Origin of the sequence: Streptomyces viridosporus (assembly GCF_002078235.1) — a bacterium.
GTDB classification, from domain to species: domain Bacteria; phylum Actinomycetota; class Actinomycetes; order Streptomycetales; family Streptomycetaceae; genus Streptomyces; species Streptomyces viridosporus.
In genome coordinates, this window is sequence record NZ_MSGP01000150.1 from 1 (window position 1) to 11,176 (window position 11,176).

Here is an 11,176-nt window from a genome sequence, read left to right on the forward strand (position 1 = left end):
TTTCTACTCCGAGAAGCTCGGTCTGGACCCCGTCGACGAGCGGCCGGGCGGGCTGCTGTACCGGTGCGGCGACACGGAGTTCGCCGTGTTCCGGTCGGCGGGGGCCTCGTCCGGGACCTTCACGCAGATGGGGTGGCAGGTCGACGACATCGAAGCGGTCGTGGCGGAGCTGAGGCGGCGCGGCGTGGTGTTCGAGTCGGTCGACCTGCCGGGGTTCCGGACGGCGGAGGACGGGATCGCCGAGATCGAGGGGAACTACCCGAGCAAGGGCGCCCGCGGCGAACGCGCCGTCTGGTTCCGTGACAGCGAGGGGAACCTGCTGGGCATCGGCGAGCCTGTCGTATGACCGCGTCTACAGCAGGCGGGCAGCACCCTCTTCCCTGTTCTCCCTGTTCTCCTTCGTGTTCTGCCCGTTGACTGATCGTTTCAGATTGTCGATGCCGGGATCCCGGACGGTCGGACCGTCAGAACACATGTGGCTGCCGCTCGGTGCGAGGAGAACGAGCTTCTCCGTGGCCGTCGGACCGCCCACAACCTTCCGGGGCAGGGTGAAGACCGCACGAAGATCGAGGTCAACACCCTGTGCCGTCCGGAGAACGGCCTGGCCGTTCCCGTCTTCGCCCACGGGAAATTCAACGGAAGTCATTCGGCCAGCTCAATAGAAGTGGTAGAGATCAGCAGGCCGCAAAGAATGGAACGGTACCCCCGGAAAACTCCGGACTCGCTCGACCAGGGAGTCGTTCCATGCATGCTCCAGACAGACCCATATCGCCTCTTCGCCGTTCGCGGCGCGTGATGGTCACGGGCACCTCGCTGGCCGCAATGGCGCTGTGGGGGACGCTGGCTGCCGTACCGACAGCAGCTCAGGTCCTGAGTGCCGAACCTGCCGCGACCTCCGTGTCCACCGAGTCGGCTCCCCTCCGCACGACGGACCCTGAGCCCGGCAAGGAAAAGGAAAAGGACAAGGACAGGCCGGGCCCCGGTGACGGTTGCTTCGAAATCGACACCGTCCGCCAGGAAGCAGCCGGCGGTGGAGCGTTCTACGCGGCGACAAGTGGTGGAGTCGCCTATGTCGGTGACGAGCTCAGCCCTCTCGGCCCCATCGACTGGGACGACCTCTCCGATGAGGGAGGAGACGTACCCGTTGGGGCCTGCGGGGTATCCATTGACGTCGGCCCCACCGGTCAGGGCAGTGACATCGTCATCGACGTGATCACCACAGCCGGGACCGTGCACACCATCACCTGCGACCGCACGGGCTCGGTGATCACTGAGTGCGGCACCTGGGTGGAACGCGACGCGCCGACGCCCGGAGCCACGACGACACCGTGAACGGACAGCGCCCCACCTGCGCCGAGACGAACGTGATTCCCTCAGGGGCGTGCGTGACTCCAGGGATGTGCGCACCGCGTTCACTCCGGCTCGCTCCCTGCACCTGATCCGATCTCGGTCACTGGTGAACTGCACGGCAGATGTCGGCGGTTCGAAACCGCCGCGCCCGCCGGCCCGAAAGCCCCCAGCCGCTCACGGCTGGGGGCCGGAGCCGTCATCGGCGGACGCGGAAGGCCGAGGAGCTTCCTCCGGTTCCGCCTGCCTCTCACCGCGGGCGGAGCCGCGACCGATCAGCGGCTCCCGGCGACCTGCACCTCCGCCCGGACCGTCTTGCCCACGGGCTCACGGGGCTCCCAGCCCCGGCGCTCGGCGTGATCCTGGACGAGGCGGCGCCGAGGCGCCCGATCGGCAGCTCCGCCGTGATGCGGAGACAGTTGGAGCGATTGCTCGAAACGGCAGGGGAACGCCACATCACCGTGCAGGTGTTGCCGTTCGACCAGGGTGGGCATGAGGCGATGGGTGGCTCACTGACGATTCTCGTCCTTCCGGACGGCTCGGAGGTCGCCTGCACGGAGGGCTCGGACTACGGACAACTCATCGAGGAACCGGACAACGTCAGTCGCTGCAAGGTGATTCACGATCGGCTGCGGGCAGTGGCCCTGCCCCCCGCTCATGTCCCTCGACATGATTCGGACCGCGATGGAGGGCAGCTACCGTGGCGCGAGCGTCCCGTCCCGATCCGAACGGCGTCGCCTGGCGCAGGAGCAGCTACAGCAATCAAGCGGGGGGCGACTGCGTGGAGGTGGCCGACGGGTTCCCCGGCGACGTCGCCGTCCGTGGCAGCAAGGTCCCGCACGGTCCCGCCCCGGCGTTCGGGGCGGACTCCTGGACGGCTTTCACAGGGGCGTCGAAGGCCGGCCGGCACCTGGTCCGAGCCGGGCGGGCGACGGTCACGCGGGGGTGTCCCGGGTGCTCAGACGATCTCCCAGTCCAGTTCGGTCTCGTCGACCACCACACGGCGGCAACCGTCCACGACCTCACCGGTTTCCAGGGCGGTGGCCGTCGCGTCCAGGAGGGCCGGGAGCGAGGCCCACAGGGGATGCGGCCTGAACCAGCACCCCGTTTCGTGATCGGCGTTGCCGATCCGTCCGGTGCGGCGGTGCTGCCGTTGGTCGATGACGAGGTAGTCACCGGCACCGTTCGCGGCGAAGGGGACCCACAGGGGGTGCCACCACGGCCCGTACTCCTCGTCCGGGTCCCCCTCTTCCGCATCGTCGAGCCCGTCCCCGTGGATCCTCATCCGCAGGCTCCGGGCATCGGCGATGCCCTTCGTGTCGAGCAGCGACCAGAACGGTAGGAGCAGGTCGCGGTGGCCCGTTCCGTCGTGCCGCAGCAAGGACTCCGTCAAGGGCTCGGGAAGGGGTCGGCCGAGGGCCCGCTCGACCGCGGCGACGTCCGAACGCTCCGCGGGCGGTGCGAGCGCGGCGAACGTTTTCGGTGCGTGCTCGGCGAGCCACGTCTCGATGCGGATCCAGGACTCGGTGACCGAAGGCGTCATGCGGCGGATCATGTCAGCCCGGCGCGGTGCGGTGGTGTCCGGCCGGTGGAATCAGGACGGTTCCGCACCGGTGTGCGAGGGCACGGTCGAGCGGTTGGCCTATTCTTCAGGCGTGAAGAAATGGTGGAGGTCTCCCGGGCGTGCCTTCTGGGCGCTGGATCGAGCCCTGGGCGGGCGGCGACGGCCGACCCGGCTCCAGCGATGGGCGGCCCGTCACCCGGTCAGAACCGGTCTCTACCTGGCCGTTCCCTTCACGTTGTTCTTCTGGATGGTGTCCCCCGAAGGGGAACCCGACGCTTTCCTGTTCGCTGTGCCCGGCGGGTTGCTCGTGGGCTCCTGCATCGGTTTCTTCGTCTTCCTGGAGCGGCTTCGGCAGCGTCGGCTCGAGCGGCTGGGGACAGGGGACGGGTCTTGAACAGGCGGTGATCCGCAAGGGGAGTGGTTGACTGGCGCGCATGTCGACGACTCTCGGTGTGCCCCGGCCCGACCAGGCCTCCTACATGCTGCGGGCCGCCGCCGGTGACGCCGGCCGGGCGTACAAGCGGCAGATGCTCGACCTGTTGGACATCCGGGCGGGCCACGCCGTCCTGGACGCGGGGTGCGGCCCCGGCACGGATCTGCCGGCGCTGGCGGAACGCGTCGGGGACGGGGGCACCGTGATCGGTGTGGACCGTGATCCGGCCATGCTGGAGCGGGCCCGGGCGCGCACGGAGGGCCTGCGCCGGGTGGAGCTCCGCGAAGGGGACGTCCACGCGCTCCCCGTCGAGCCGGGGACGATGGACCGGGCCAAGATCGACCGCGTCCTCATGCACGTCGACGACCCCGCGGAGGTACTCGCCCAGCTCCACCGCGCCACCCGGCCGGGCGCCCGGATCGGCCTGGCCGAACCCGACTGGGACACCCTGATCGTCGACGCCGAGGACCTCGACACCAGCCGCGCCTTCACCCGGTACACCACGGCGGAGGTGGTCCGCAACGCGACCGTCGGGCGCGGCCTCGTACGCCTCGCCGAACGGGCGGGCTTCCGCGTCGAGGCCGTGCACGCCACCACACCGGTCTTCCGTGACTTCCAGGAGGCGGACCACACCCTGGGGCTGGGCCGCAACCTGCAGAAGGCCATCGACGGGGGCCACGTCGACCGGGACCGCGGCCACCGCTGGTTCGCGGGCCTCTCCCAGGGGCCGTTCTACGCGTCGTTCACGCTCGTCGGCGTGGTCTGCTCCCGCTGACCGGCCGCCGAACGGCACCGTCAGACCTCCTCGGCCCCCAGGCGGTGGGCGCGGTCGGTGAGGTGGCGGCGTTCGGGGGCGCTGCCGGTGCGGCGGGCGGCCTCGCGGTACGCGTGTGCGGCGGCCTTCCGGTCGCCCAGGAGCTCCAGCAGGTGGGCCCGGGTGGCGAACAGCCGGTGGTGACGCGCCAGACGCTTGTCGCCCTCCAGCTCCGCCAGCAGCGCGAGGCCGGTTTCCGGACCGTGGACCATGGCCAGGGCGACGGCACGGTTGAGGGTGACCACCGGGTTCGGCCCGAACCGCTCCAGCAGGTCGTACAGGGCGAGGATCTGCGGCCAGTCGGTGGTGTCGGTGTCCTCCGCCTCGTCGTGCACGGCGGCGATCGCCGCCTGCACCTGGTAGGGACCGGCCCGGCCGCGCGGCAGGACACGGCTGATCAGCTCGACGCCCTCGGCGACGAGCGAGCGGTCCCACCGGCCGCGGTCCTGGTCGGCCAGCGGCACCAGCTCGCCGTTCGGGCCGGTGCGCGCCGGGCGCCGGGCCTCGGTCAGCAGCATCAGCGCGAGCAGGCCCGCGGTCTCGGCGTCCTCGGGGACGAGGCGGTGCAGCATCCGGGTGAGCCGGATCGCCTCGGTGGACAGTTCCGGCGCGGTCAGTTCCGTTCCGCCGGTGGTCGTGTAGCCCTCGTTGAAGATCAGGTAGAGCACGTGCCGGACCTCGGCCAACCGCTCGGCGCCCTCCGGGCCTTCGGGCAGCGCGAGCGTGCCGCCGGCTTTCCCGACGGCCGCCTTGGCGCGGCTGATGCGCTGGGCCATGGTCGCCTCGGGGACCAGGAAGGCCGCGGCGATCTGAGCGGTGGTCAGGCCGCCGACCGCCCGCAGGGTCAGCGCGATCCGGCTCGGTGCGGACAGGGCGGGATGGCAGCACAGGAACAACAGGGCCAGCGAGTCGTCCCGGTCCGTGACGGGCACGGCGTCGGCGGCGGGGGCGAGCAGCGCGGACTGCGGGGTGGCCAGGGCCAGGGCTTCCTCACGGCGGCGGCGCGCCGCCTCGCCGCGCACCCGGTCGGCCAGCCTGCGGGAGGCGACGGTGACCAGCCAGCCGCGCGGACTGTCCGGGACGCCGGTGTCGGGCCACTGCACGGCCGCCGCCAGCAGCGCCTCCTGTACGGCGTCCTCGCTCAGGTCGAAGGCGCCGTGGCGGCGGACGAGCGTACCGAGGACCTGCGGCGCCAGCTCGCGCAGCAGGTCCTCGATCTCACGCCGTACGGTGCTCACAGGTCTCCCGCGGACTCGTGGAGCACCGGCCACAGCTCCACCGGCTCAACATCGGCGAACGGCATGTCCGCGGCGATCTGCTGCGCCCGCTCCAGGCTCTCGCAGTCCAGCAGGTAGAAGCTGGCGATGTACTCCTTGGTCTCCAGGTACGGGCCGTCGGTGACCGCCGGGGCACCGTCCTCGCGGCGCACCAGCTGGGCGGCGGCGGCATCGGCGAGGCCGTAGGCCCCCAGCAGCTCGCCGCTCTCCCGGTACTTCCGATTGAACGCCTCCTGCTTGGCGATCGCTTCCGGCCACGCCTCCGCGGGGAAGGAGTCCCACTTGGCCTGGTTGCCGTAGATCATCGCGACGTACTTCATCTCGGGTGTCCTCCCCGTCCCGCACGCCCCGTCGGCGCGCTGTCACCCTTCAGTCGGAGCCGGGAACAGGTCCTCGACATCCGACCACGACCTTTTTTCATTTTTTCTTCGCGGCCGCCTCGTGACCGCTGTGAGCGGCCCGTCGCCCCACCGGCCCGCCGACCCGCCGATCCGCCGGCCCGTTGGCCCGTCGGCCGGAGCACTCGGGCACCGCGCGTGATCAACATACGATCCGGCCGCCCGCCGGGCCACCGTTACGCTCACCGGTCATGAACTGGGTCGAGCGCGCGACGGAGTTGAGGCAGTGGAGCAGGAGCGGGGTCCGGGCCCCGCACAAGCCGTTGCTGCTGCTGTACGCCCTCGGCCGGTTCCGGAGGGACGCCGAGGGGGAGCTGGTCTACAGCGCGGTCGAGGAGGACCTGAAGCGGCTGCTGGCCGAGTACGGTCCGCCCCGTCCGACCACGCCCGCCTACCCGTTCCACCACCTGGTCGGTGACGGGGTGTGGGAGGTGCGCACCGACCGGGGGTCCGGCAGTCCGGGGACCGGCGTGCGGGAGCTGCGGGCGACGAACGCCACCGGGCGGCTCGCGCCGGAGTTGCGGACGGCGCTGAGGAGGGAGCCGGCCCTGCTCGGGCGCATGGTGCGGGCGCTGCTCGACGCGAACTTCCCGCCCTCGCTCCACTCCGACCTGTGCGAAGCCGTCGGGCTGGGGCCGGAGCCGGCGGAGGCCGAGCCGTTCCCGTCCTCCCGCAGGCAGCAGCGGGACCGCCGGATGCGGGAGAAGGTGCTGACCGCGTACGAGCACCGGTGCGCCTTCTGCGGCTACGACGGCCGGATCGGGAGCGTGTCCGTCGGGCTGGAGGCGGCGCACGTGCGCTGGTGGGCGTTCGACGGCCCGGACGACGTCGACAACGGGCTGTGCCTGTGCTCGTTGCACCACAAGCTCTTCGACAAGGGCGTCCTCGGGGTCGGCGAGAGCCACCGCATCCTGGTCTCGCAGCGCTTCGTCGGGCACGGCGCCGCGGCCCGCGCGCAGGTCACCGAGCTCTCCGGGCGGCCCCTCGTCGGCCCGCAGCCGGGGGCCGCCCCCGTCGCGGCGCCGCACCGCGCCTGGCACCTCGCGCAGGTGTTCCAGGGCGACCCGCGTCCGGCCCGCGCCGACTCGTCACCGGGGTGAACGGGCGCGCAGCCACTCCTCCGTCGCCGTGAAGTCCTCCTCCGTCAGCCCCTTCGCCGGATCCACCCGGAGCAACAGGGCCGGCGCCGGGTGGGCCGCCTCGATCCACAGCCGGTCCACCGGGCCGATCTCGTCGTCCAGCCAGACGAACGGGCGGTGCCCGGCCCACTCCGACAAGGGGCGCGTCTTCCAGTGGAGGCCGCGCGGGGCGGGCGCGTCGTCCTCCGGCCGGCTCACCACCGGCAGCCTCGGCAGGCCGAGGCGCGGGGCGATCGTGTCGTTCGCCCCGTGCCACCAGGTCGTCGCCCACACCAGGTCGCAGGGCAGGGCGAGCAGGCGCGGGCCCACCGCGGGGTCGAGACGGCCCAGCAGGGGGTTTCCCCCGCGCGTGAGCGACTCCCGCGCGGCCTCCCCGAAGGGGATCAGCGGGCCGTCCACGTCCAGGAAGAGGAGCGGGCGGGGCGGTGGGAGCGGCATGCGCCCACCGTCTCACGGATGCATCCGCGCCCCCTTGAGGATCTTGTCCACCACGTTCCTCGGGCCGTACACCGCCAGGCCGACCAGGTCCAGGTCCGCTGTGCCCACGGCCCGGACCGCCGCGCGGTTGGCCTCGTCGTGGCCCGTGGCGAACAGGTCGCCGGTGAAGACCGCGCACGGCAGGGCGCGGGAGAGGGTGCGGGTGTGCGCCGCCTTCAGGGTCTCCTTGGCGCCCTCGAAGACCAGCACCGGCTGGCGGAACATCGGCAGGTAGGGCACCCGGTCCGCGTCCTCGTACGGTTCCCCGATCACCTCGGGGAGGCGGGTGCCCAGGCCGCTGACCAGGAAGGCGGTGACGTTGAGGCGCTGCCAGGTCTCCAGGTCCTCGCGCAGCAGGACGGCGATCTTCGTGTCGAAGCGTGTGCTCATGCCCCGAGACTGCCGATCGGGGCGCGCAGGTGTCTTGTACGTTGTTTGCATGGCCGCAGAGCGTTCCGGCTCCGGGCGGAACGTCTCCGCCTGGCGGCCCGGTCTCCCGGGTGTCGTCGAGGTCTTCCACGCCCGCTTCACCGAGTACGCCTACCCGATGCACGTCCACGACGCCTGGACGCTGCTGATCGTCGACGACGGCGCCGTGCGGTACGACCTCGACCGGCACGAGCACGGCACCCCGCACGACACCGTGTCCGTGCTGCCGCCGCACGTCCCCCACAACGGCTCCCCCGCCACCTCCGACGGCTTCCGCAAGCGGGTGCTCTACCTCGACGGCACCCACCTCGGGGACGATCTCATCGGGGCCGCCGTCGACCGGCCCGACCTGCGCGACCCCCTGCTGCGGCGGCGGGTCGGACAGGTGCACGCCGCGCTCGTGCGGCCCGGCGACGAGCTGGAGGCCGAGAGCCGGCTGACGCTCGTCGGGGAGCGGCTGCGCGCGCACCTGCGGTCCCGGGACGCCGCCGCGGGGACGCTCCGGCGGGACCCCGTCCTCGCCCGGCGGCTGCGCGAGCTGCTCGACGAGCGGGTCGTGGAGGGGATCGGGCTGCGGGAGGCCGCCGCGCTGCTGTCCGCCCATCCCGCGCACCTGGTCCGGGCGTTCAGCGGCGCCTACGGCATCGCGCCGCACCAGTACCTGACGTCCCGCCGGGTGGGCCGTGCCCGGCGGCTGCTCCTGGAGGGGCGGTCGCCGAGCGGGGTCGCGGTCGCCACCGGGTTCTACGACCAGGCCCACCTCACCCGCCACTTCCGGAAGCTGGTCGGGGTCACGCCGGGCCGTTACCGCGCGGAGGGCCGGTAGCCCCGCGGCGGCTACTCGTCCGGGGCGGCGTCCGAGGATGCGTCCGGGGCGGCGTCCGAGGAGGGGCGCCGCAGCAGGTGGGTGAACGCGTCCAGGTTGCGGGTCGACTCGCCGCGCGACACCCGCCAGGCGTACTCCTTGCGGATCGCGGAGGCGAAGCCGAGTTCCAGGAGCGTGTTGAAGCTGCCGTCGGCGGCCTCCAGGACCTGGCCGAGGAGGCGGTCGAGTTCGTCCGGGGTGGCGGCGGACAGCGGGAGGCGGCCGGTGACGTAGATGTCGCCGAGCGGGTCGACGGCGTAACTCACGCCGAAGAGCTTGAGGTTGCGCTCCAGCAGCCAGCGGTGGACGGCGGCCTCGTTCTCGTCGGGGTGGCGGATGACGAAGGCGTTGAGGGAGAGCGTGTGCCGGCCGACGATCAGGGAGACCGTCGTGGACAGCTTCCGGGTGCCGGGGAGCTTCACGACGTAGGTGCCGGACGCGGGGCTCTCCCAGTCGAGTTCGGCGTCCTTCAGTACGTCCTCGACGGTCCGTGCCGCCCGCTGCTCTGCTTCCGCCGCCGTGTCAGCCATGGTGGGAGCGTACGTGACGGCGGTGCGCCTGCGTCGCGGCCGTGTAGACGTCGGCCGTGGCGGCGGCCGCGGTGTCCCAGCCGAAGAACTGGGCGTGCCGGGCGGCGGCCTCGCCCATCCGGTCGGCGAGGTGCGGGTGGTCGGCGAAGTCGCGCAGCACGCGCGCGTAGGCGGCGGGGTCGTGGCCCTGGACCAGGAAGCCGGTGTGCCCGTCCCGCACGGCCACCGGGAGGCCGCCGACCGCGGCGGCGAGCACCGGGGTGCCGGCCGCCTGCGCCTCTATGGCGACCAGGCCGAACGACTCGCTGTAGGACGGCATGACGAGGACGGACGCCGCGCGGAACCAGTCCGCGAGCTGTTCCTGCCCGACCGGCGGGCGGAACCGTACGACGTCCGCGATGCCGAGGCGCGCGGCGAGCTTCTGCAGGCCCTCGGGCTTGGCGAGGCCGCTGCCGCTGGGGCCGCCGACCACGGGGACGCAGATCCGCGTGCGCAGTTCGGGGCGCTCGTCGAGCAGGACGGCGACCGCGCGCAGCAGCACGTCCGGCGCTTTGAGCGGCTGGATGCGGCCGGCGAAGAGCGGGATCAGCGCGTCCTGCGGCAGGCCCAGGCGGGCGCGGGCGGCGGCGCGTCCGTCGGCGGGGCGGAAACGGGTCAGGTTCACGCCGGGGTGCACGACGGCGACCTTGCCGGGGTCGGCGGCGTAGTGCCGGACGAGTTCGTCCGCCTCCTCGGTGGTGTTGGCGATCAGCCGGTCGGCGGCGTCGACGATCTGGGTCTCGCCGATGACGCGGGCGGCGGGCTCGGGCGTGTCGCCGGCGGCCAGGTTGGCGTTCTTGACCTTGGCCATGGTGTGCATGGCGTGCACCAGGGGGACGCCCCAGCGCTGGGCGGCGAGCCAGCCGACGTGGCCGGAGAGCCAGTAGTGGGAGTGGACCAGGTCGTAGTGACCGGGGCGGTGGCCGGCCCACGCCTGCATCACGCCGTGGGTGAAGGCGCACAGCTGGGCGGGCAGGTCCTCTTTGGCGAGCCCCTCGTAGGGGCCGGCGTCGACGTGCCGGACGAGGACGCCGGGGGCCAGCTCGACGGTGGGCGGGAGGGCGGCGGCGGTCGCGCGGGTGAAGATCTCCACCTCGATGTCGATCGCGGCGAGGCGCTGCGCGAGTTCCACGATGTAGACGTTCATGCCGCCGGCGTCGCCGGTGCCCGGTTGGTGGAGCGGGGAGGTGTGCACGGAGAGCATCGCCACGCGGCGGGGCTGTCTGCGGTGCAGTCGCAGCCGCGGAGATGCCCCCGGGGGGCGCCGCCCGAGCCTCGCGATGTACTGGCTCACGTGGCGTTCCTCCTCGCTGCGGGCATGACGGTCGGTGGGCCCGGCGGCCCCGTGGGGGGACAACGCCGGAAGGCTCTGTTCCCATTTCCTGACGCCCCCGGCGGACCGGTTCTTTGCCGAATCATTACCGGCCATCGCTCAACCGTTCGAGAGCGGGGCGCGTGGTGGCGGCGTCCGCGGCGGGGCGCGTGGTCGTTGCTCCGCGGCGGGGTGCGTGGTGGTGGCGTCCGCGGCGGCCCGTGCGGTGCGGCGTCCCCGACGGGGTGCCCGGACCGCTCCGGGCACCCGCATACCCTCGTACTCATGACGACCCGCACCGCCTCCCTCCCCCACCCTCGGCTTCCCCCGGGCGGGGGGAGCACCGTCGTGGGCACGGTGACGCGCGGGACGACCAACCCCAACCGGCTGCGCCGCATGGACCGCTGGATCGCGGCCGTGCACGGCGCGGAACTGCGCCGCGCGGCCGATCCCGTCGCCGTCGACCTCGGCTACGGCGCGGCCCCCTGGACGGCGGTCGAGCTGCTGCACCGCCTGCGCACCGCGGCACCCCGCGCACGCGTGGTGGGCGTC

14 protein-coding genes and 3 pseudogenes are annotated in these 11,176 nt (G+C 72.7%); 9 read left to right on the forward strand and 8 right to left on the reverse strand.

The annotated features are described in order from the left end of the window. A partial coding sequence (locus B7L92_RS11710; RefSeq protein WP_081237366.1) for a VOC family protein occupies window positions 1–346 on the forward strand: 346 nt, incomplete at its 5' end. 6 nt (window positions 347–352) lie between these two features. Here B7L92_RS11710 and B7L92_RS40270 read toward each other — a convergent pair. Next, entirely contained in the window at window positions 353–646 is a 294-nt protein-coding gene (locus B7L92_RS40270; protein WP_143626296.1) for a hypothetical protein, read from the reverse strand. A gap of 149 nt (window positions 647–795) precedes the next feature. On the opposite strand from B7L92_RS40270, the gene B7L92_RS11715 reads away from it, so the two are divergent. The 3 genes and pseudogenes from B7L92_RS11715 to B7L92_RS43870 all read left to right on the forward strand — a co-directional run. Beyond that, on the forward strand, window positions 796–1,332 hold the full coding sequence (locus tag B7L92_RS11715) for a hypothetical protein (protein ID WP_143626297.1): 537 nt from the start codon (window positions 796–798) through the stop codon (window positions 1,330–1,332). A 140-nt stretch (window positions 1,333–1,472) separates the two neighbouring features. Further along, window positions 1,473–1,943: pseudogene (locus tag B7L92_RS42245) on the forward strand (Scr1 family TA system antitoxin-like transcriptional regulator); the annotation flags it as partial. Between the two features lie 191 nt (window positions 1,944–2,134). Further along, window positions 2,135–2,179: pseudogene (locus B7L92_RS43870) on the forward strand (hypothetical protein); the annotation flags it as partial. Window positions 2,180–2,305: 126 nt separating this feature from the next. Here the strand turns inward: B7L92_RS43870 and B7L92_RS11730 are convergent. Further along, on the reverse strand, window positions 2,306–2,890 hold the full coding sequence (locus B7L92_RS11730) for an SMI1/KNR4 family protein (protein ID WP_081237378.1): 585 nt from the start codon (window positions 2,888–2,890) through the stop codon (window positions 2,306–2,308). On the opposite strand from B7L92_RS11730, the gene B7L92_RS11735 reads away from it, so the two are divergent. Beyond that, window positions 2,874–3,305 (forward strand): hypothetical protein, encoded by a 432-nt coding sequence (locus B7L92_RS11735; RefSeq protein ID WP_255310890.1) that lies wholly within the window; start codon window positions 2,874–2,876, stop codon window positions 3,303–3,305. The genes B7L92_RS11730 and B7L92_RS11735 overlap by 17 nt on opposite strands. Before the next feature lie 40 nt (window positions 3,306–3,345). Then, entirely contained in the window at window positions 3,346–4,119 is a 774-nt protein-coding gene (locus B7L92_RS11740; protein ID WP_081237369.1) for a methyltransferase domain-containing protein, read from the forward strand. A gap of 20 nt (window positions 4,120–4,139) precedes the next feature. Here the strand turns inward: B7L92_RS11740 and B7L92_RS11745 are convergent, their stop codons facing one another. Both B7L92_RS11745 and B7L92_RS11750 read right to left on the reverse strand, forming a co-directional pair. Continuing rightward, window positions 4,140–5,396: an RNA polymerase sigma factor gene (locus B7L92_RS11745; RefSeq protein ID WP_081237370.1), complete on the reverse strand. Its 1,257-nt coding sequence runs from the start codon at window positions 5,394–5,396 to the stop codon at window positions 4,140–4,142. Continuing rightward, a complete protein-coding gene (locus B7L92_RS11750; RefSeq protein WP_081237371.1) occupies window positions 5,393–5,755 on the reverse strand; it encodes a YciI family protein in 363 nt (120 codons plus the stop codon). The genes B7L92_RS11745 and B7L92_RS11750 overlap by 4 nt, the downstream gene beginning before the upstream one ends. Window positions 5,756–6,024: 269 nt before the next feature. On the opposite strand from B7L92_RS11750, the gene B7L92_RS11755 reads away from it, so the two are divergent. Beyond that, on the forward strand, window positions 6,025–6,933 hold the full coding sequence (locus tag B7L92_RS11755) for a phosphorothioated DNA-binding restriction endonuclease (protein ID WP_081237372.1): 909 nt from the start codon (window positions 6,025–6,027) through the stop codon (window positions 6,931–6,933). On the opposite strand, the gene B7L92_RS11760 is transcribed toward B7L92_RS11755, so the two are convergent. Together B7L92_RS11760 and B7L92_RS11765 are read right to left on the reverse strand one after the other, a co-directional pair. Continuing rightward, a complete protein-coding gene (locus B7L92_RS11760) occupies window positions 6,922–7,410 on the reverse strand; it encodes an HAD domain-containing protein (RefSeq protein WP_081237373.1) in 489 nt (162 codons plus the stop codon). The genes B7L92_RS11755 and B7L92_RS11760 overlap by 12 nt on opposite strands. A 12-nt stretch (window positions 7,411–7,422) precedes the next feature. Beyond that, the gene (locus B7L92_RS11765) at window positions 7,423–7,890 is read right to left on the reverse strand and encodes a DUF2000 domain-containing protein (RefSeq protein WP_081237374.1); all 468 of its coding nucleotides are present in this window, start codon (window positions 7,888–7,890) and stop codon (window positions 7,423–7,425) included. Here B7L92_RS11765 and B7L92_RS11770 point away from each other — a divergent pair. Continuing rightward, complete coding sequence (locus B7L92_RS11770) at window positions 7,889–8,704, forward strand: helix-turn-helix domain-containing protein (RefSeq protein ID WP_081237375.1); 816 nt, start codon at window positions 7,889–7,891, stop codon at window positions 8,702–8,704. The genes B7L92_RS11765 and B7L92_RS11770 overlap by 2 nt on opposite strands. Window positions 8,705–8,715: 11 nt before the next feature. Here the strand turns inward: B7L92_RS11770 and B7L92_RS11775 are convergent, their stop codons facing one another. Beyond that, entirely contained in the window at window positions 8,716–9,273 is a 558-nt protein-coding gene (locus tag B7L92_RS11775) for a type III secretion system chaperone family protein (RefSeq protein ID WP_081237376.1), read from the reverse strand. Then, window positions 9,266–10,606, reverse strand: coding sequence for a D-inositol-3-phosphate glycosyltransferase (gene mshA, locus B7L92_RS11780; protein ID WP_081237377.1), 1,341 nt, complete (start codon window positions 10,604–10,606; stop codon window positions 9,266–9,268). Before mshA ends, B7L92_RS11775 begins: the two co-directional genes overlap by 8 nt. A gap of 366 nt (window positions 10,607–10,972) precedes the next feature. Between mshA and B7L92_RS42250 the strand changes: the two are divergent. Continuing rightward, window positions 10,973–11,176, forward strand: a pseudogene (locus tag B7L92_RS42250) (class I SAM-dependent methyltransferase); the annotation flags it as partial.